At 63.9% G+C, this 23411-nt stretch carries 2 protein-coding genes (1 of these 2 cut by a window edge); both read left to right on the top strand.

Going from position 1 to position 23411, the window contains the following annotated elements; translation table 11 throughout:
- On the top strand, positions 1-8415 hold the 3' portion of the coding sequence (locus AC3WMV_RS14200) for a non-ribosomal peptide synthetase (RefSeq protein ID WP_103368410.1). Its footprint begins 3906 nt before the window's first position; the window shows 8415 of its 12321 coding nt (coding positions 3907-12321); its start codon lies off the left edge, out of view; the stop codon is at positions 8413-8415.
- Entirely contained in the window at positions 8415-23411 is a 14997-nt protein-coding gene (locus AC3WMV_RS14195; protein WP_103368411.1) for a non-ribosomal peptide synthetase, read from the top strand. The genes AC3WMV_RS14200 and AC3WMV_RS14195 overlap by 1 nt, the downstream gene beginning before the upstream one ends.

The following is a 23411-nucleotide window of genomic DNA, read 5'->3' as shown; positions in this document are numbered from 1 at the left end:
CACAACCTGCATGGCGAGAAAATCGAATGGCGCCTCGACGCCGAGCGCACCCGCCAGTTGCTGCAACAGGCGCCCGCCGCCTATCGCACCCAGGTCAACGATCTGTTGCTCACCGCACTGGCGCGCACCATCAGCCGCTGGAGCCAGCAGCCGGGCACGTTGATCGAACTGGAAGGGCATGGCCGCGAAGATCTGTTCGATGACATTGACCTGACCCGCACCGTGGGCTGGTTCACCAGTCTGTTCGCGGTCAACCTGACCGCCGGCGCTGATCTCGACGGTTCGATCAAGGCGATCAAGGAGCAACTGCGCGCGGTGCCGGACAAAGGTCTGGGTTACGGCGTGCTACGGCATCTGGCCGCGCCGGCGGCACGCGCCGAACTGGCCGCGCTGCCGCAGCCGCGTATCACCTTCAACTACCTCGGCCAGTTCGATCGCCAGTTCGACGAGACGGCGCTGTTCGTGCCGTCGGTTGAAACCAGCGGCGTGGCGCAGGATCCGTCGGCGCCTCTGGGCAACTGGCTGACCGTGGAAGGTCAGGTGTATGGCGGCGAACTGTCGATGAGCTGGGGCTTCAGCCGCGAGATGTTCGACAGCGTCACGGTGCAGCAACTGGTCGATCAATACGCCATCGAGTTGCAGGCGCTGATCGAACACTGCTGCACGCTACCCATTGCGCAAGTGACGCCTTCGGACTTCCCGCTGGCTCGGGTGACCCAGGCGCAACTGGATGCGCTGCCGGTGCCGGCCGGTCAGCTCGATGATGTCTACCCACTGTCGCCGATGCAGCAGGGTTTGCTGTTCCACACCCTCTACGAGCAAGCGGCGGGGGAATACATCAACCAGTTGCGCGTGGATGTGCAAGGCCTTGACCCTGAGCGTTTCCGCGCCGCGTGGCAGGCCACCGTCGATGCGCAGGACATTCTGCGCAGCGGTTTCGTCTGGCAGGGCGAACTGGCGCAACCGCTACAGATCGTCCATAAGCAGGTGCAGTTGCCATTCAGCATCCTCGACTGGCGTCAGCGCGTCGATCAGCCGGCAGCCCTCGCGGCGCTCGCCGATGCCGAGCGTCAGCAAGGATTCGATCTGAGCCATGCACCGTTGCTGCGTCTGGTGCTGGTGCAGACCGCTGCCGAGCAATGGCACCTGATCTACACCCATCACCACATTCTGATGGACGGCTGGAGCAACTCGCAGTTGCTCGGCGAAGTCTTGCAGCGCTACAGCGGTCGCACCCCGGCCCATGGCGGCGGACGGTATCGCGATTACATCGCCTGGCTGCAGCGTCAGGACGCGCAGCTGAGCCAGGACTTCTGGAGCGGTCAATTGGCCGCGCTGCAAGAGCCGACCCGACTGGCCCGCGCCGCTACCGGCGGCGAAGGCGACAGCGGCCACGGTGACCATTACCTGACGCTGGACGTGCCGCGCACTCAGGCGCTGGAAGCGTTTGCCCGGCAGCAGAAAGTCACCGTCAACACTCTCGTGCAAGCTGCGTGGCTGCTGTTGCTGCAGCGCTACACCGGTCACGAGGCGGTGGCGTTCGGTGCGACCGTGGCCGGGCGTCCGGCGGATTTGCCGGGCATCGAGCAGCAAGTCGGCCTGTTCATCAACACCCTGCCGGTGATCGGCGCGCCGCGTCCGGACCAAAGCGTTGGCCAATGGCTGCAAGCGGTGCAGGCGCAAAACCTCAGCCTGCGCGACTTCGAACACACGCCGCTGGCGGACATCCAGCGCTGGGCCGGGCAGGGCGGGGAAGCGCTGTTCGACAACATTCTGGTGTTCGAAAACTACCCGGTCGCCCAGGCGCTGAGTCAGGCCGGGCAGGGCCTGAAGTTCGGTGATGTCGGCAACCTTGAGCAGACCCACTACGCCCTGAGCGTGGCGGTCACCCTCGGTCAGCAACTGGCGCTGCACTACAGCTTCGACCGCAGCCAGTTTGCCGCTGAGGTGATCGAAGGCATCAGTGCCCATCTGCTGCAATTGCTTGAACAGTTTGCGCTGTCGGCCGAGCGCAACCTTGGCGAAATCGCTCTGGCCAGCGCGCAAGAGCATGCCCGCCAGCAAGCCGAAAACCAGCCGCAGCCGTACCCGCTAGACATCGCGGTGCATCAGCGCATTGCTGCGCTGGCGGCCGAGCGTCCGCAGCGCACCGCGGTGATCTTCAACGGTCAGCATTTCAGTTATGGCGAGATCGAGCAGCGTGCCAATCAACTGGCTCACGCGCTGATCGCCCGTGGCGTCGGCGCCGAGACTCGGGTCGGCGTGGCCCTGCCGCGCAGCGAGGCGGTGATCGTCGTGCTGCTGGCGGTGCTCAAGGCCGGCGGTGCCTATGTGCCGCTGGACACCAGTTATCCGCGTGAACGCCTGGCCTATCTGATTGAGGATTCGGGGCTGGCGCTGCTGATCAGCGATTCGTCGGTATCGGCGCAATTGCCGGTGGCCGAATCGGTGCCATTGCTGGAGCTGGATCGTCTCGACCTGCGCCAGTTGCCGATCACGGCGCCACAGGTGGCAGTCGATCCGCACAATCTCGCGTACGTGATCTACACCTCCGGTTCCACCGGCAATCCGAAAGGCGTCAGCGTTGCCCACGGCCCACTGGCGATGCATTGCCAGGCCATCGGTCAGCGCTACGAAATGCGCGACAGCGACTGCGAATTCCACTTCATGTCGTTCGCCTTCGACGGTGCCCACGAACGCTGGCTGACCAGCCTGACCCACGGGGCTTCGCTGCTGATTCGTGACGACACATTGTGGACGCCGGAGCAGACCTACAACGCGATGATTGAACACGGCGTGAGCGTGGTCGCGTTCCCGCCGGTGTACCTGCAACAACTGGCCGAACACGCCGAGCGTGTCGGCAGCCCGCCGAAGGTGCGGATCTATTGCTTCGGCGGCGATGCGGTGCCGAGCGCCAGTTTCGAACGGGTCAAACGCGCCCTCGATCCGGACTACATCATCAACGGCTACGGCCCGACCGAAACCGTGGTCACGCCGTTGATCTGGAAGGCTGGCCGTGAAGAGCCATGCGGTGCCGCTTACGCGCCGATCGGCAGCCGGATCGGCGACCGCAGCGCCTACGTGCTCGACGCCGATCTGAACCTGCTGCCACAAGGCATGGCCGGTGAGCTGTACCTCGGTGGTACCGGGTTGGCGCGGGGTTATCTGAACCGTCCGGGGCTGACCGCCGAGCGTTTTGTCGCCGACCCGTTCAGCGCAAATGGCGGCTTGCTCTATCGCACCGGCGACCTGGTGCGCCAGCGTGTCGACGGCACGTTCGACTATCTGGATCGCATCGACAATCAGGTGAAGATTCGCGGTTTCCGTATCGAACTGGGCGAAGTCGAAGCGGCGCTGCAAGCCCTCGACGGCGTGCGTGAAGCGGTGGTCGTGGCGCAGGAAGGCAGTGCCGGCAGTGGCAAGCGTCTGGTGGCCTACGTGGTCGGCGATTCAGCGAGTGCCGAGTTCACCGACCACCTGCGCGCGCAGCTCAAGGCCAGCCTGCCGGCGCACATGGTGCCGGCGTATGTCCTGCGTCTTGAGCGCATGCCGCTGACGCCGAACGGCAAGCTCGATCGCAAGAACCTGCCAAAACCGGACGTCAGCCAACTGCAACAGACCTATGTCGCCCCACAGACGGCGCTGGAGCAACAACTGGCGGCGATCTGGCAAGACGTGCTCAAGCTTGAGCAAGTCGGTGTCAGCGACAACTTCTTCGAACTGGGCGGCGACTCGATCATCTCGATTCAGGTGGTCAGCCGGGCGCGGCAGGCCGGGATCCGCTTCAGTCCCAAAGACCTGTTCCAGCACCAGACCATTCAGGCCCTCGCTACAGTCGCGCAGACCGGCGAGGCGGTGCAGCCTATCGATCAGCATGCGCAAACCGGTGAAACCGCGCTGTTGCCGATTCATCAGGCATTCTTCGCCGAAGCGATTCCCGACCGTCACCACTGGAACCAGTCGGTGATGCTCAAGCCGACGCAGGCGTTGGATGCTCAGGCACTGGAGCAAGCGCTGGATGCGTTGATCGTTCAGCACGACAGTTTGCGTCTGGACTTTGTCGAGCAGGCCGCGGGTTGGTCGGCGCACTACCGCGACGTCGCCACGCAAGCGGGGGAAACCATTCTCTGGCAAGTCGAGGTCGCTGATCTCGCCGCCCTTGAGGCACTGGGCGACAAGGCCCAGCGCAGTCTGCAACTGAGCGGCGGTTCGCTGATCCGCGCGGTGCTGGCGAACCTGGCTGATGGCAGTCAGCGCCTGCTGCTGATCGTCCATCACCTGGTGGTCGATGGCGTGTCGTGGCGGATTCTCTTCGAAGATCTGCAAAACGCTTATCGCCAGCTCCTCGCAGGTAAGCCTGTGCAATTGCCGGCGAAAACCAGCGCAGTCAAAGCTTGGGCGGCAGCGTTGCAGGACTACGCCACAACGCCTGCGTTGCAGGCCGAACTGGGCTTCTGGCAGCAGCAGTTGCAGGGCGCTTCGGCGGCTTTGCCTTACGACCGGCCGCAGGGTGGTCAGCAACACGATCAGGCACTGACCCTGCGCAGCAAACTGGATCAGACCCTGACCCGTCAGCTGTTGCAGGAAGCTCCGGCGGCCTATCGCACCCAGGTCAACGACCTGTTGCTGACCGCGCTGGCGCGGGTGCTGGTGCGCTGGACCGGTGACGACAATGCGTTGGTGTTGCTTGAGGGCCATGGTCGCGAAGACCTGTTCGAACACATCGATCTGACTCGCACAGTGGGCTGGTTCACCAGCGTATTCCCGGCACGTCTGGCACCGGCCGCCGAACTCGGCGCCTCGCTCAAACAGATCAAGGAGCAGCTGCGGGCGATTCCCCACAAGGGCATCGGCTTCGGCGCACTCGCGCACCTTGGTGATGAGCCGGCGCGTGCCACCCTGCAAGCCTTGCCGGCGCCGCGCCTGACTTTCAACTACCTCGGCCAGTTCGACGGCAGCTTCGACGCTGCCAGCGATGCCCTGTTCGTGCCGACCAGCGAGTCCGGCGGCGCAGAGGTCAATCTGCAAGGGCCGCTGGGCAATCCGCTGGCGCTCAACAGCAAGGTGTTCGGCGGTGAGCTGGACCTGAGCTGGACCTACAGCGGCGCGATGTTCGACACCGCCACCATCCAGCGTCTGGCCGACGACTATGTGCAGGAACTGACCGCGCTGATCGGCCACTGCTGCGACAGTACCAACCGTGGCGTGACGCCGTCGGACTTCCCGCTGGCGCAACTGTCGCAAGCGCAACTGGACGCGCTGGTGCTGGAGCCGCAAGGCATTGACGACATCTATCCGCTGTCGCCGATGCAGCAGGGCATGCTGTTCCACACCTTGCTCGAACACGGCAATGGCGACTACATCAACCAGATGCGCCTGGACGTCGACGGCGTCGATCCGCAACGCTTCCGCGCAGCGTGGCAGGCGGCGGTGGATGCGCATGACATCCTGCGCAGCGGCTTCTTCTGGCAAGGCGATCTGCCGCAACCGGTGCAAGTGGTGCAGCGTCAGGTCGAGGTGCCGTTCAGCGTGCTCGACTGGCACGGCAGAACTGATCTGGAAGCAGCGCTGCAAACCCTCGCCGATGAGGAGCGCGCCCTGGGTCTGGACCTGAGCTGTGCGCCGCTGATGCGCCTGGTGCTGGTGCGCACTGCAGCCGAGCGTTATCACCTGATCTACACCAACCATCACATCCTGATGGACGGCTGGAGCAGCGCGCAGTTGCTCGGTGAAGTGTTGCAGCATTACAGCGGCGAAGCGGTCGCCCGTGGCGCGGGTCGCTACCGTGATTACATCGCCTGGCTGCAACGTCAGGATGGCGCGGCGGCGCAAGCCTACTGGCGGATGACGCTGGGCAATTTGCAGGAGCCAACACGCCTGGCCAATGCCATCGCGCGGCCGCAGGCCGGTTTGCCGAGCGTGGGTTACGGCGATCATTACCAGGTGCTGGACGCTGAGCTGAGCCAGCGCCTGGTCGAGTTTGCCCGGGCCGCGAAAGTCACCGTCAACACCGTGGTGCAAGCGGCGTGGCTGCTGCTGTTGCAGCGCTACACCGGCAAGGATTGCGTGGCGTTCGGCGCCACCGTCGCCGGGCGTCCGGCGGATCTGCCGGGGGCCGAAGCGCAGATCGGCCTGTTCATCAACACGCTGCCGGTGATCGCTGCGCCGTCCGCGCAGCAGAGCGTGATCGCCTGGCTGCAAGCAGTACAGGCGCAGAACCTCGCCTCGCGCGAGTTCGAACACACACCACTGGCGGATATTCAGCGCTGGGCCGGGCAGGGCGGTGACGCGCTGTTCGACAGCCTGATGGTGTTCGAGAACTACCCGATCGGCGAAGCACTGGAACGCGGTGCGCCGCAAGGTCTGCGCTTCGGCGCGGTGGCCAATCAGGAGCAGACCAACTATCCGCTGACCCTGCTGGTGAACATGGGCGCGCAACTGTCGGTGCATTTCAGTTATCAGCGCGACAGCTTCGCTGCGGCCAGCGTGGCGCAGTTGGGCGCGCATCTGCAGCGTCTGCTGAGCCAGATGGCGGATGGCGGGGAACGTTCGCTCAGTGAACTGAACCTGATTGAACACGGCCCGCAAGTGAACAGCGATTTCGTTACCGAGCAGTGCATCCATCAAGCCATCGCCAATCAGGTGGCGGCGACCCCGGATGCCTTGGCGGTGACCTTCGCCAATACGAAGTTGACCTACGCCGAACTGGACGCGCAGGCCAATCGTCTGGCGCACAAGCTGCTTGAGCTGGGCGTCGGCCCGGAAGTGCGCGTGGGCGTGGCGATGCCGCGTTCCGAGCAGTTGCTGATTGCCTTGCTCGCGGTGCTCAAGGCGGGTGGCGCTTACGTGCCGCTCGACCCGGACTATCCGGCGGATCGCGTGGCCTACATGCTCGAAGACAGCCGCGCGCGGGTGTTGCTCACCGAACAGGCGGTTGCCGCGACCCTGAGCGTGCCGGGCAATACCCAAGTGTTGCTGATGGATCAGGTTTCGCTAAGCGGCTATTCGGCTGTTGCACCACAGACTGCGGTGCAGCCGGATAACCTCGCCTACGTGATCTACACCTCCGGCTCCACCGGCAAACCGAAAGGCGTAGCCATTGCCCATCGCAACGTCATGGCGCTGATCGACTGGTCGGCCAAGGTCTACAGCCGTGATGACATTCAAGGCGTGCTGGCCTCGACGTCGGTGTGCTTCGACCTGTCGGTCTGGGAGCTGTTTGTCACTCTCGCCAACGGCGGCTCGCTGATCATCGCCCGTAATGCCTTGGAGCTGCCGCAACTGCCGGCCCGCGATCAGGTGCGCCTGATCAACACTGTGCCGTCGGCGATTGCTGCGCTACAGCGTGCCGGGCAGATTCCGCCAAGCGTGCGCATCATCAATCTGGCGGGTGAACCGCTGAAACAAGCGCTGGTGGAGGCGTTGTATCAGCAGTCGACGGTCGAGCACGTCTACGACCTGTACGGCCCGTCGGAAGACACCACCTATTCGACCTGGACCCGCCGCATTGCTGGTGGCCAGGCGCGGATTGGTCGTGCGCTCGAGCACAGCGCCAGCCATCTGTTGGATGCCGATTTGCACGCGGTTCCGCAGGGTGTTTCGGCCGAGCTGTACCTGTCCGGCGCCGGCATCACGCGCGGTTATCTGGGGCGTGCGGCGATGACCGCTGAGCGCTTCGTACCGAATCCTTTCGTCGGCAACGGCGAGCGCATGTACCGCACCGGCGACCTGATTCGTGAGCGTGAAGCGGGCGAGCTGGAGTACATGGGCCGGATCGACCATCAGGTGAAAATTCGTGGATTCCGCATCGAACTGGGGGAGATCGAGGCGCGATTGCTCACGCAACCGGCAGTCAGCGAGGCGGCGGTGCTGGCCGTCGAAAGCGACACCGGCGCGCAACTGGTGGCGTATGTGGTCGCCCCATCACTGGAGATGCACGACGGGGACGCGCAGCGGCAACTGCGCGAGGGACTAAAGACTGGCCTCAAGTCTTCGTTACCTGACTACATGATTCCCGCGCACCTGCTGTTCCTTGAGCAGTTGCCACTGACCCCCAACGGCAAACTCGACCGCAAGGCCCTGCCGGCGGTCGATGCCAGCCAGATGCAGGCCGCGTATGTCGCGCCGCACAGTGAGCTTGAGCAGCAGGTCGCGGCGATCTGGCAGCAAGTGCTCGAAGTGCAGCGCATCGGTCTGAACGATCACTTCTTCGAACTCGGCGGGCACTCGCTGCTGGCGGTCAACGTGGTGTCGCGCATGGCCCTTGAACTGGGCCTGACGCTGACCCCGCAACTGTTATTCCAGCACCCCGTCCTGAGCGATTTTGTCGCTCGACTCGATACAGGAGGCGGGGCAATCAACGAACAGAAACTGAGCAAGCTGGAAGCCCTGCTTGACGATATGGAGGAAGTCTGATGGACAAGAGTGTTGCTTTGAGGGTAGCCAAGCGCTTTATCACTCTGCCGCTGGACAAACGTAAGCTGTACCTGGAAAAGATGCTCGAAGAGGGCGTCTCACCGGCCAACCTGCCGATCCCGGAAACACGTTCCGGGTTTGCGGCGATTCCTCTGTCGTACGCTCAGGAACGTCAACTGTTCCTCTGGCAAATGGACCCGCACAGCACCGCGTATCACATCCCCAGCGCCCTGCGCCTCAAGGGGCGGCTGGATGTGGCGGCGCTGGAGGGCAGCTTCAACGCGGTGGCGGCGCGTCACGAAAGCTTGCGTACCACTTTCGCCGAACAGGGTGAAAGCTTTTGCCAGGTGATTCACCCGCAGCTGCCGCTGAGCATCAGCCTGACGCCATTGCCGGAGGGCCTCGACGCCGCCGGGGAAGACGCCGCGATCAAGGCCTTTGTCGAGAGCGAAACCGCACGTCCGTTCAATTTACAGCAGGGCCCGCTGCTGCGGGTGGCGCTGCTCGAAGTGGCACCGGACGATCATGTACTGGTGCTGATCCAGCACCACATCATCTCCGATGGCTGGTCGATCAAAGTCCTGGTCAACGAGCTGATCCAGCATTACGCCGCCGACACCGCCGGGCAGCCGCTGAGCCTGCCGGAACTGGAAGTGCAATACGCCGACTACGCGATCTGGCAGCGGCACTGGCTGGAAGCGGGCGAGCGCGAGCGCCAGTTGGCCTACTGGGTCAAGACCCTGGGCGGCGAGCAGCCGGTGCTGGAGCTGCCGATCGATTTCCCGCGTCCGGCCGTGCAAAGCCTGCGCGGTGCGCGGCTGGAACTGAACCTGCCGGCTGACCTCGGTGACGCCCTCAAACAGCTGGCGCAGCGCGAAGGTGCGAGCCTGTTCATGCTGCTGCTGGCGTCGTTCCAGGCGTTGTTGCATCGCTACAGCGGTCAGGCGCAGATTCGCGTCGGGGTGCCGACCGCCAACCGCAACCGGGTCGAGACCGAAGGCCTGATCGGCTTCTTCGTCAACACGCAGGTGCTGAATGCCGAGGTCAGCGGGCAGTTGCCGTTCAACCAGTTGCTGGCTCAGGTCAAGCAGGCGGCGATGGATGCGCAGGCGCATCAGGACCTGCCGTTCGAGCAACTGATCGAAGCCCTGCAACCGGAGCGCAGCCTGAGCCACAGCCCGGTGTTCCAGGTGATGTTCAACCACCAGACCAGCCGTGATCAGGGCCGCAGCGCGGCGCAGTTGCCGCAGCTGAGTGTCGAGGATGTGCAGTGGGAAGGGCGCACCGCGCAGTTCGACCTGACGCTGAATACCTACGAGTCCAGCGACGGCTTTGCCGCCGAGCTGACCTACGCCACCGATCTGTTCAAAGCTGAAACCGTCGAGCGTCTGGCACGTCATTGGCAGAACCTGCTGCGCGGTATCGTCGCCGCACCGAGCCAGCGCGTCGGCGAATTGCCGTTGCTGGAAAGCGCCGAGCACGGCGTGTTGTTGCAGGACTGGTTGCGCAGCGCCGACCGCACTGCGCAAGCCGAATGTGTGCAGCAGGATTTCTCCCGGCGTGCGCAGCAAACGCCGCAGGCCACTGCACTGATCATCGGCGAAGACGTGCTGAGCTACGGCGAGCTGGATGCCCGCTCCAGTCAACTGGCGCACAAGCTGATCGAGGCCGGTGTCGGCCCGGATCAACTGGTCGGTATCGCCGTCGAACGCAGTGTGGAAATGATCGTCGGCCTGCTGGCGATCCTCAAGGCCGGTGGTGCTTATGTGCCGCTGGACCCGGCGTATCCACAGGATCGCCTGGCCTACATGATTGAGGACAGCGGCCTGCAATTGCTGCTGACCCAAAGCCATTTGCAGGCACAGTTGCCAATCCCGCCGGGCGTGCAAAGCCTGTTGCTCGATCAATCGCACGATTGGCTGGCGGCTTATCCACAGACCGCGCCGGAAGTGGCAGTCAATGGCGAGCATCTGGCCTACACGATCTACACCTCCGGTTCCACCGGCAAACCCAAAGGCGTGATGGTGCGCCACGCGGCGCTGAGCAACTTTGTCGCGAGCATGATCGAGCAGCCGGGCATCGTGGCCGCCGATCGCATGCTGTCGCTGACCACCTTTTCGTTTGATATTTTCGGCCTGGAAATCTACGGCCCATTGCTGGCCGGCGCCTGTGTGGTGCTGACCGGCAAGGATGTACATCAAGACCCGCAAGCGGTGCTCGAACTGATCGAGCGTCATGGCGTGACGGCGCTGCAAGCCACGCCCTCGACCTGGCGCATGCTGCTGGACAATGAACAGGCGCCGATCCTGGCAGGCCGCACGTTCCTCTGTGGCGGTGAAGCGCTGTCGCAGGAACTGGCGCAACGCATGCTCGCACTGACGCCGAGCGTGTGGAACCTCTACGGCCCGACCGAAACCACTATCTGGTCGGCGCAGCACGCCTTGAGTGCGGACAGCAGCCGTCCATTCCTCGGCACGCCGATCGACAACACCGCGTTGTACATCCTCGGTAGCGACCTTGAGCTCAATCCGCTCGGCGCCCCGGGTGAGCTGCTGATCGGCGGCGACGGCCTCGCTCGTGGTTACTTCCAGCGCCCGAGCCTGACCGCCGAACGTTTTGTCCCCGATCCCTTTTCGAAAACCGGCGCGCGTCTGTACCGCACCGGCGACCTGACCCGTTACCGCGCCGAGGGCGTGATCGAGTACATCGGGCGGATCGACCACCAGGTGAAAATCCGTGGTTTCCGGATTGAACTCGGCGAGATCGAAGCGCGTTTGCTCGCCCTCGATAGCGTGCGCGAAACCGTGGTAGTCGCTCAGGATGGCCCGACCGGCCCGCAACTGGTCGGCTATGTGGTGCCGACCGCCGACGCTTTTGATGAAGGCGAACTGCGCGCCGCATTGAAAGCCAGCCTCAAGGCCGAGCTGCCGGAATACATGGTGCCGGCGCACCTGTTGTTCCTCGCGCAACTGCCGCTGACGCCGAACGGCAAAGTCGACCGCAAAGCCTTGCCGGCACCTGACGCCAGCCAGTTGCAATCGACTTACATCGCCCCGCAAACCGCCACTCAGCACAGCGTCGCCGAGATCTGGCAAGCGGTGCTCAAGCTTGATCGCGTGGGCCTGAGCGATAACTTCTTTGAACTGGGCGGCCACTCGTTGCTGGTCACGCAAGTGGTTTCGCGGGTGCGTCAGGCGCTGAACGTTCAAGTGCCGCTGCGCACGTTGTTCGAACACAGCACGCTGGAAGACTTCGTCGCCGCGCTGGGTGTCGATCAGGCGCATCGGGAGCCGCCGATTGTTGCCTTGCCACGCCAGCAACCGCTGGCGCTGTCCTATGCCCAGGAGCGTCAATGGTTCCTCTGGCAACTGGAACCGACCAGCACCGCTTATCACGTGCCGGCGGCGCTGCGTCTGCGCGGTGAACTGGATCTGCCGGCGTTGCAGCGCAGCTTCGACGCGCTGATCGAGCGCCATGAATCCCTGCGCACCTGCTTCGTCGAACAGCAGGGCCAGACCCTGCAAGTGATCCAGGCTCACGGCACGCTCGATCTGCAGGTGCAGGACGTGGCAGCGGAGCTCGACGAGGCGGCGCTGCAAGCGCTGGTCGCCGCCGAAACCCTGCACCTGTTCAATCTGCAGCAAGGCCCGTTGCTGCGGGTCAAACTGCTGCGTCTGGCCGCCGATGACCACGCACTGGTCATCACCCTGCATCACATCGTCTCCGATGGCTGGTCGATGAATGTCATGGTCGATGAGCTGGTGGCGTTGTATGCCGCCTACAGCCAGGGCCAGAACGTGCAATTGCCGGCGCTGCCGGTGCAATACGCCGACTACGCCGTGTGGCAGAAACAGTGGATGGACGCCGGTGAACGCGAGCGTCAATTGAGCTACTGGGCCGCACAACTCGGCGATGGTGATCAACCGCTGCTGGAGTTGCCGACCGACCGTCCGCGTCCAGCCGAGCAGAGCTATCGTGGCGCCCGTCGCGATATCCCGCTGAGCCTCGAACTGGCCACCGCGCTCAAGCAACTGGCGCAGCGCGAAAACGTCACGCTGTTTGCGCTGTTGCTGGCGTCGTTCCAGACCTTGCTGCATCGCTACAGCGGTCAGGCCGATATCCGCGTCGGAGTGCCGGTGGCCAACCGCAACCGGGTCGAGACCGAAGGCCTGATCGGTTTCTTCGTCAACACCCAGGTTCTGAAGGCCGAGTTCGACAGTCAGCAGACGTTCCGCAGCCTGCTGCAACAAGTGAAAAATACGGTGCTCGGCGCCCAGGCGCATCAGGATCTGCCGTTTGAACAACTAGTCGACGCGCTGCAACCGGAGCGCAGCCTCAGCCACAGCCCATTGTTCCAGGTGATGCACAACCACCAGAGCCAGGTGCGTCAGGCGCAGGGCGCCACGCGGCTGCCGAACCTGGCAATTGAAGGCTTGCCTTGGGCGTCCAATACAGCGCAGTTCGACCTGACCCTGAACACCTTTGAATCGAGCGACAACGTCTGGGCCGAGCTGACCTATGCCACCGACCTGTTCGACCTCGAGACCATCGAACGTCTGGCGCAACACTGGACCCATCTGCTGCAAGGCATCGTTGCCGACAGCGCTCAACGCATCGCCGAACTGCCGCTGCATGACGCCGCCGAACGCGCGGCGACCTTGCAGCAGTGGAACCCGGCCATCCGCGATTTCCCGAGCGAGCAGTGCTTGCATCAATTGATCGAACAACAAGCCGCCCGCGCCCCGCAAGCGATTGCCGTGAGCTGTGCCGGGCAGTCCCTGAGCTACGGCGAACTCAACAGCCGCGCCAACCAGTTGGCCCACAAGCTGATTGCCAGCGGTGTCGGCCCGGACGTGCGCGTCGGTCTGGCGGTGGAGCGCAGCCTCGACATGCTGGTCGGCCTACTGGCGATTCTCAAGGCCGGCGGCGCCTATGTGCCGCTGGACCCGACGTACCCGGAAGAACGCCTGAGCTACATGATCGGCGACAGCGGCATCGCCTTGCTGCTGACCCAGAGTCATCTGCTGGGGCGTCTGCCGGTGCCGGATTCGCTGCGCAGCCTGATGCTCGATCAGGAACGTGACGGTCTGGAAGGCTACAGCGACAGCAATCCGCACGTACGCATGAGTCCGGACAACCTGGCTTACGTGATCTACACCTCCGGCTCCACCGGTCAGCCGAAGGGCACGTTGCTGGCCCATCGCAACGTGCTGCGCCTTTTTGAGGCCACTGATGCGTGGTTCGATTTCGGCGCCACGGATGTCTGGAGCCTGTTCCATTCCTACGCGTTCGATTTCTCGGTGTGGGAGATTTTCGGGGCGCTGCTGTACGGCGGCAAACTGCTGGTGGTGCCTTACGAGGTCAGCCGTTCGCCGGAAGATTTCTTCGCCTTGCTCTGCCGTGAAGGCGTCACCGTTCTGAACCAGACGCCGTCGGCGTTCAAGCAATTGATGCAAGTGGCCTGTGCCCCCGAACACGCGACGCAAGCACTGGCGCTGCGTTACGTGGTGTTCGGCGGCGAGGCGCTGGAGGTCAAGAGCCTGCGTCCGTGGTTCGAGCGTTTCGGCGATCAGGCACCGCAGCTGATCAACATGTACGGCATCACCGAAACCACCGTGCACGTGACCTACCGGCCGATTTCGCTGGCCGACTTGCAGCGTGACGCCAGCAGCCCGATCGGCGAACCGATCCCGGACCTGTCCTGGTATCTGCTCGACGGAGATCTGAATCCCGTCGCCAAAGGTTGCATCGGTGAGCTGTACGTCGGTCGTGCCGGCCTGGCTCGCGGTTACCTGAACCGCGCGGATCTGACCAGCCTGCGCTTTATTCCCGACCCGTTCGCCGCCGATGGCGGGCGTCTTTACCGTACCGGTGACCTGGCGCGCTATCGCGCCGACGGCGTGATCGAATACATCGGCCGGATCGACCATCAGGTGAAAATTCGCGGTTTCCGTATCGAACTCGGCGAGATCGAAGCGCAACTGCTGGAACAGGCTGCCGTGCGCCAGGCCGTGGTGCTGGCGCAGCCGGGCCTCAGTGGGCAGCAACTGGTGGCATATCTGGTGCCAGGCGACGCCGCGCTGCTCGACGCAAGCCCGGCCGAACAGGCGCTGTGGCGCGACAGCGTGCGTGCCGAACTCAAGGCCAATCTGCCGGATCACATGGTTCCGGCGCACCTGTTGCTGCTGGCGCAATTGCCGTTGACCGCCAACGGCAAACTCAACCGCAGCGCCTTGCCGTCACCCGACGCCAGCCAGTCACAGCAGGCCTATCAGGCGCCGCAAAGCGCGATGGAGCAGGGTCTGGCCGCGATCTGGCAAGACGTACTGAAGCTGCCGCAAGTCGGGATCAACGACAACTTCTTCGAATTGGGCGGCGACTCGATCATCTCGATTCAGGTGGTCAGCCGCGCCCGTCAGGCCGGCATCCGCCTCAATCCCAAAGACCTGTTCCAGCACCAGACCGTACAGCGTCTGGCACTGGTCGCGCAGTGGGGTGGCGACGAATCGACGATTGATCAGCAAGCCGCGAGCGGTGCAGCGTTGCTGCTGCCGATCCAGCAGCAGTTCTTCGCCGACGAAATTCCGCAGCGTCATCACTGGAACCAGTCGGTGCTGCTGCAACCGCGGCAGGCGCTGGACGCTGAAAAACTCGAGCAAGTGTTGCGCGCACTGGTGGCTCATCACGATGCCTTACGCCTGAGCTTCACCCAGCGCGATGGCGTGTGGCAGGCCGAGCACCGCGCGGTCGAAGCGCTGCCGCAGCACCTGCTCTGGCAGGAGGACGTGGCCGATGCCGCCGCCCTTGAGGCCTTGGGTAATCGCGCCCAGCGCAGTCTCGATCTGCAACACGGGCCGTTGCTGCGTGCGGTACTGGCGAATCTGGCCGATGGCACGCAGCGTTTGCAGTTGGTGATTCATCACCTGGCGGTGGACGGCGTGTCGTGGCGGATTCTGCTGGAAGACCTGCAAAACGCTTATCAGCAATTGCTGAATGATCAGCCGTTGAGCCTGCCGTCCCGGACCAGCGCCTTCAAGGACTGGGGCGAGCATTTGCAGCGTTACGCCAACAGCCCGGCGTTGCAGGCCGAACTGGATTATTGGCAGGCCTGCCTGAGCGATGTAAGTACCGATCTGCCGTGCAAACGCGTTGACGCCAGTCAGGACAACCGTCTGGCCCAGACCGTACAAACCCGGCTCGGCGCCGAGCTGACACGGCAACTGCTGCAAGAGGCCCCGGCGGCATACCGCACTCAGGTCAACGACCTGTTGCTGACGGCGCTGGCGCGAGTCATTGGACGCTGGAGCGGGCAGGCGTCGACGCTGATCCAGCTCGAAGGCCATGGCCGCGAAGAACTGTTCGACGGTGTCGATCTGACCCGCACGGTGGGCTGGTTCACCAGCCTGTTCCCGGTGCGCCTGACGCCGGCAGACACGCTTGACGAGTCGATCAAGCAGATCAAGGAACAACTGCGCTCGATCCCCAACAAGGGCATCGGTTTCGGCGCCTTGCGTTACCTCGGTGATGCCCGCGCGCAGCAGAGCCTGCAGGCCTTGCCGAGCCCGCGCATCACCTTCAACTACCTTGGGCAGTTCGACGGCAGTTTCGCTGGCGACGAGGCTGCGCTGTTCGTGCCGTCGCCGGACAACGCCGGCCTCGATCAGAGCCCGGAGGCGCCGCTGGGCAACTGGTTGACCCTCAACGGTCAGGTGTATGGCGGCGAGCTGCGGGTGGGCTGGACGTTCAGTAGTGAGCGCTTCGACAGCGCGGTGATCGAAGCCCTGGCCGCAGATTACGCCGCAGAACTCGCGGCATTGATCGGCCATTGCCTGACCCCGGGCGTCGAAGGCCTGACCCCGTCGGACTTCCCGTTGGCTGGCCTGACGCAGACGCAGCTCGATCAGTTTCCGCTGGCGCCGCGCCAGGTCGCCGATGTGTATCCGCTGTCGGCGATGCAGCAGGGCATGTTGTTCCACAGCCTCTACGAGCAGGCCACCGGCGATTACATCAACCAGGTCCGGCTCGATGTCGAAGGCCTCGATCCGCAACGCTTCCAGCAGGCCTGGCAAGCGGCGGTGGACAACCACGACATCCTGCGCAGCAGCTTTGTCTGGCAGGGTGAACTGGCGCGTCCGGTGCAAGTGGTGCACAAGCAACTGGACATGCCGTTCCGCGTCCTCGACTGGCGTGATCGCGACGATTGTCAGAGCGATCTGAATGCGCTGGCCGCAGCCGAACAGGCGCAAGGTTTCGACCTGAGCCAAGGGCCGCTGTTGCGCATGGTCGTGGTGCGTCTGGACGAGCAGCGCTGCCACTTGATCTACACCAACCACCACATCCTGATGGACGGCTGGAGCAACTCGCAATTGCTTGGTGAAGTCCTGCAGCGCTACAGCGGGGTTGCCCAGCCGCCACTGGCCGGACGTTATCGCGATTACATCGAATGGCTGCAGCGCCAAGACGTGCAGGCCAGCGAGCGTTACTGGACCGCACAACTGGCTGACCTGCAAGCGCCGACCTTGCTGGCGCAAGCGTTGCAGGCGCAGCGCGGCGATGCACCGCGCGACGGCCACGGTGAACATTTCTGCGTACTCGATGCTGAGCAGACGCGGCGTCTGGGCGAGTTTGCGCGCCAGCAGAAAGTCACCCTCAACACGCTGATTCAGGCGGCATGGCTGCTGCTGTTGCAGCGCCTGACCGGCCAGCCGTGTGTGGCGTTCGGCGCCACGGTGGCGGGGCGTCCGGCCGAGCTCAAAGGCGTCGAGCAGCAGATCGGTCTGTTCATCAACACCTTGCCGGTCATCGCTAGTCCGCAGTCGCCATCGAGCGTTGGCGAATGGTTGCAGAGCGTGCAGGCGCAGAACCTGGCCTTGCGAGAGCATGAGCACACCCCGCTGTTCGACATTCAGCGCTGGGCCGAGCGCAACGGTGAGGCGCTGTTCGACAACATTCTGGTGTTCGAGAACTACCCGGTGTCCGAGGCGCTGGCGCAGGGCGCACCACAAGAACTGCGCTTCGGTGAAATCCACAATCATGAGCAGACCAACTACCCGCTGACGCTGCTGGTGCACTTGAGCGACGAATTGTCGATGCACTTCAGCTACCAGTGCGAAAGCTTTGCCGCACACAGCGTGGTGCAACTGGCCGGGTATCTGCAGCGTTTGCTCGGGCAGATGAGCGAGTCGGGGGAGCGTTCGCTCAGCGAACTGAACCTGATCGAACACAACCCGTCGGTGAACAGCGATTTCGCCACCGAGCAGTGCATCCATCAAGCCATCGCCCGTCAGGTAGCGGCGATCCCGGATGCCTTGGCGGTAACCTTCGCCCATAAGCAACTGACCTACGCCGAACTGGATGCCCAGGCCAATCGTCTGGCGCACAAACTGCTTGAGCTGGGTGTCGGCCCGGAAGTGCGCGTGGGCGTGGCGATGCCGCGTTCCGAGCAGTTGCTGATTGCCTTGCTTGCGGTGCTCAAGGCTGGCGGTGCGTACGTGCCGCTGGACCCGGATTACCCGGCGGATCGCGTTGCCTACATGCTGGAGGACAGCCGGGCGCGGGTGTTGCTGACCGAACAGGCGGTTGCCGCGACCCTGAGCGTGCCGGGCGATACGCAAGTGCTGCTGATGGATCAGCTTTCGTTGAGCGATTATTCGGCTGTTGCACCACACACCAAAGTGCAGCCGAACAACCTCGCCTACGTGATCTACACCTCCGGCTCCACCGGCAAACCGAAAGGCGTGGCGATTGCCCATCGCAACGTCATGGCGCTGATCGACTGGTCGGCCAAGGTCTACAGCCGCGACGACATCCAAGGCGTGCTGGCCTCGACGTCGGTGTGTTTCGACCTGTCGGTCTGGGAGCTGTTTGTCACTCTCGCCAACGGTGGTTCGCTGATCATCGCGCGTAATGCACTGGAGCTTGCGCAACTGCCGGCTCGCGATCAGGTGCGTCTGATCAACACTGTGCCGTCGGCGATTGCCGCGCTGCAGCGTGCCGGGCAGATTCCGCCAAGCGTGCGCATCATCAATCTGGCGGGTGAGCCGCTGAAGCAAGCCTTGGTCGATGCGCTGTATCAGCAGTCAACCGTCGAGCACGTCTACGACCTGTACGGCCCATCGGAAGACACCACCTATTCGACCTGGACCCGCCGCAGTGCCGGTGGTCAGGCACGGATCGGGCGCGCGCTCGAGCACAGCGCCAGTCATCTGCTGGATGCCGATCTGCACGCGGTGCCGCAAGGCGTTTCGGCAGAGCTGTACCTGTCCGGCGCCGGCATCACTCGCGGTTATCTGGGACGTGCGGCGATGACCGCCGAGCGCTTCGTGCCGAATCCTTTCGTCGGTAACGGCGAGCGCATGTACCGCACCGGCGACCTGATTCGTGAGCGCGAGGAGGGCGAACTGGAGTACATGGGCCGGATCGACCATCAGGTGAAAATTCGCGGCTTGCGTATCGAGCTGGGCGAAATTGAAGCGCGTCTGCTGGCGCATGCCGCCGTGCGTGAAGCGGTGGTCGTGGCCAGCGAAGTGTCGGGCAGTCAGCAACTGATTGCCTATCTGGTGCCGAGCGATCCGGCGATCATCGACGCCAGCGCCGAGCAACAGGCCGAACTGCAGCAAGCCCTCGGCAATTGGCTGGGTGCGACCCTGCCGGATTACATGGTGCCGAGCCATCGCCTGTGGCTGGCGCAACTGCCGCTGACCCCCAACGGCAAGATCGACCGCAAGCGCCTGCCAGCACTGGAACTGAGTGCCGCGCAGTTGCATGTCGAACCGGTGAACGCCACCGAGCAGGCGTTGGTGGAGATCTGGAAAGAGGTGCTGGGCCTTGAGCAGGTCAGCACCCACGACAGTTTCTTTGCCTTGGGCGGCGACTCGATCATCTCGATTCAAGTGGTCAGTCGCGCCCGTCAGCAAGGGCTGGAGCTGAGCCCGAAAGACCTGTTCCAGCAACCGACCATTCAACAATTGGCCCTGTGCGTGCAGGCTGCCGAAGGGCGTGTGGCGCCGGAGCCGGCGCTGATCGATCTGCCGCTGCACGGCTTGAGCGAGGCGCAAGTCGCGCAACTGCCACTGCCGGCGGGGCATCTGGACGGGCTCTATCGCTTGTCGCCGATGCAGCAGGGCATGCTGTTCCTCGGCCTGAATTCGCCGGAATCGGACCTGTACGTCAACCAGTTGAGCGTTCCGGTGCAGGGTCTTGAGCCGCTGCGTCTGCAAGCCGCGTGGGAAACCGTCAGCCGTCGCCACGACATTCTGCGCACCGGTTTCCTCTGGCAGGACATGGCCGAGCCGCTGCAATTTGTGCTCGCCGATCCGCAGTTGCCGTTCAGTCTGCTCGACTGGCGTGAGCAGGATCATTCGGCCGAAGCCTTGCAAGGCCTGGCGGATGCCGAGCGGGCCAAGGGCTTCGACCTTGACCAGCCACCGCTGCAACGGCTGACGCTGGTGCAAGTCGGCGAGCACAGCTATCAACTGATCTGGACCTACCATCACATTCTGATCGACGGCTGGAGCAGTTCGCAGTTGATCGGTGAAGTGCTGAGCCAGTATTCCGGACGACCACTGGCCGAAGCGGTGCCGTACCGTGGTTACATCAACTGGCTGCAGCAGCAGGACGCGAATGCCAGCGAAGGCTTCTGGCGTCAGCACCTGAGCCGGCTCGACGAGCCGACCTATCTGGCGGACGCGGTGACGCGCACCGGCAGCGGTCGCGGTCACCAGGCGCTGTACAGCCGTCTGGGCGCAACCCGCACCGAGCAGTTGAAAGCCTTTGCCCAGTCGCAGCAGATCACCCTCAACACCTTGGTGCAGGGCGCCTGGCTGGTGCTGCTGAGCCGGTACAGCGGCCAGCGTTGCGTGGCGTTCGGCGCCACGGTGGCGGGGCGTCCGGCGAGCCTGCCGGCGTCGGAATCGATCCTTGGCCTGTTCATCAACACCTTGCCGGTGATCAAGGACGTGCCGGCCGAGCAGGCCGTGGGCGCCTGGTTGCGCGAGTTGCAGGACTTCAACCTGGAGATGCGCGAGCGCGAATACACGCCGCTGACCGACGTCCAGCGTTGGGGCGGGCGTGCCGGGCAGTCGCTGTTCGACAGCATCATCGTGTTCGAAAACCACCCGATCGATCAGGCGCTGCGCGAGTGGCGCGATGATTCGCTGAAGTTTGGCGAGATCAATAACTCGGGCCTGACCAACTTCCCGATGGACCTGATGGTCACCCTCGAAGACGGGCTGGTGATCGAGTACATGTTCCTGCGCGAACATTTTGATCTGGCGACCGTGGAAGGCATCCGCAGCAACATGGAAGGCCTGCTCACCGCACTGGTTCAGGACGCCGGGCAGGCGCTGGGACGCATCGGTCTGCCGACCGGGCAAGTCGCGCCCGCGCCGGACGTTGTCGCGCAAGCGCAGACCACGCTGGTGCACCAGCGCATTGCCGGGTGGGCCGCGCAGCGTGCCGAACAAACCGCAGTGATCTTCAATGAGCAAGCCTTCAGCTACGGCCAGATCGAAGCGCGGGCCAATCGTCTGGCGCATGCGCTGATCGCCGAAGGTGTCGGTCCGGAAGTGCGGGTCGGTGTGGCCCTGCCACGCAGCGAAAACATGATTGTCGCGCTGTTGGCGGTGCTCAAGGCCGGTGGCGCCTATGTTCCGCTGGACGCGACCTATCCGCGCGAGCGCTTGAGTTATCTGATGCACGATTCGGGCATCGCCTTGCTGCTCAGCGATTCGAGTCTGCGTCAGGTGCTGCCGACCCAGCCCAACCTGCATGTGCTGGAACTCGATCAACTGGACCTGCGCGCTCAGCCGGATTCGGCGCCGCAGGTCGCGGTGCAGCCGGGCAACCTGGCCTACGTGATCTACACCTCCGGCTCCACCGGTCAGCCGAAAGGTGTCGGCGTGGCGCACGGGCCGCTGGCGATGCACTGCCAGGCGATCGGTCAGCGTTACGAAATGAGCGCAGCCGATTGCGAGTTGCACTTCATGTCGTTCGCCTTCGACGGCGCGCATGAGCGCTGGCTGACCACCCTGACGCACGGCGCTCGTTTGCTGATTCGCGACGACAGCCTGTGGACGGCCGAACAAACCTACGACGCCCTGCATCAGCATGGCGTGACCGTGGCCGCGTTCCCGCCGGTGTACCTGCAACAACTGGCCGAACACGCTGAGCAGCACGGCAATCCGCCGCCGGTACGGATCTACTGCTTCGGCGGGGACGCGGTGCCGGTGGCGAGTTTCGAACTGGCCAAACGCGCACTGCAACCGCAGTTCATCATCAACGGCTACGGCCCTACCGAGACGGTGGTCACGCCGCTGATCTGGAAGGCCGCGGTCGACGATCAATGCGGCGCGGCCTATGCCCCGATCGGCAGCGTGGTCGGCGAGCGCAGCGGTTATGTGCTCGACAGCGATCTCAACCCGCTGCCGGTCGGCATTGCCGGTGAGTTGTACTTGGGTGGCGCGTTGGCGCGCGGTTATCTGGGGCGTGCCGGTGGCACCGCCGAACGTTTCGTCGCCAACCCGTTCAGTGCCGATGGCAGTCGCCTGTACCGCACCGGCGATCTGGTGCGCCAGCGTGCCGACGGCACTGTCGACTATCTCGGGCGGATCGACCATCAGGTGAAGATCCGTGGTTTCCGCATCGAGCTGGGTGAAATCGAAGCGCGCCTCAAGCAGCAGCCGGGCGTGCGTGACGCCGCCGTGGTGGCCCGCGAGGGTGTCAGCGGCAAGCAACTGCTCGGTTATGTACTGGCCGCTGCCGAGACGCCGGCCGACGGTTTGGGCGAACGTCTGCGCGAGCAACTCAAGGCCAGCCTGCCGGATTACATGGTGCCGGCACACCTGATGGTGCTTGAGCGCATGCCGCTGACGCCGAACGGCAAACTCGACCGCAAGGCCCTGCCGAATCCGGACGCCGAACAGCGCTTGGCCTACGTCGAGCCGCGCACCGAGCTGGAAAAAGCCCTGGCGAAGATCTGGCAGGAGGTGCTGAAAATCGAACGGGTCGGGCTCACCGACAATTTCTTCGAACTGGGTGGCGACTCGATCCTCAGCCTGCAAGTGGTGGCTCGCAGCCGCGTGCTCAAGGCTCAGGGCCTGAGCCTGAAACTGCGCGACCTGATGCAGAAACCGAGCATCGGCGAACTGGTAGCGAGTGTTCAGGGCACGGCGGAAAAAGCCTCCGGGTTGCTGGCGATGAACGCCGAGGTCAAGGGCGTGGCGCCGCTGTTCTGCCTCCACGCCGGCTTCGGCACGGTGTTCGACTACGAGCCGCTGGCGCGGCGCTTGAGCGGTCAACGTCAGGTGTTGGCGATTCAGTCGCGGATGCTGCTGGATCCGACGTTCAACGACACATCGTTGCACGAGATGGCGAGTGATTACCTGGCGCAGATTCGTCAGAAACAGCCGCAGGGGCCTTACCACCTGTTGGGCTGGTCGCTGGGCGGTACGCTGGCGATGTTGATCGCCGCGCAACTGGAGCAGGCCGGGCAACAGGTCAAGTTTGTCGGGCTGGTCGACAGCTTCGTGCCGTCGGCGGCGGTCGACGCCGGGGCTGTCGATGACTGGCAAGCCGACCTGTGCGACTTCTTGCAGGTGACGCTGCCGGATGCCACACCGGGCCTGCCCATCGATGGTGAAGAAACGCCGCATAACCTGCGCGCGCTGTTCCAGCGTGCCATGAGCGCCGAGCGCGGGGCGTCGACTTATGTGGCGCTGGGTGCCGAAGAACTGGCGCAGGTGTTCAGCGTGGCGCGCCGGCTCAAGCAGTTGTCGCTCAAGCTTGAGCGCTGTGCGCCGCTGACCGTCAACCCGACGTGCTGGTGGACCTTGGGTCGCGAAGCCGAGGCACTGGAGCTGGCGGCGCAACTCGGCCAGCCGGGCATGGGCGGTGAATGGCTGGATTGCGGGCACTTCCAGATCCCGCGCGATGAAAACTTCCTGTCCGAGGCTGAAGAAATGCTCGGCCAGATCGTTGAATCAGTAGTCATGTCCTGA

It is taken from the genome of Pseudomonas sp. FW305-3-2-15-E-TSA4 (genome assembly GCF_058787295.1).
Note: the sequence above shows the minus strand (reverse complement) of the source record. Positions and strands in the feature narration are given on the sequence as shown.

Coding starts and splice junctions, on each gene's coding strand:
- AC3WMV_RS14195 (WP_103368411.1), top strand. CDS start 8,415: ATGGACAAGAGTGTTGCTTTGAGGGTAGCCAAGCGCTTTATCACTCTG.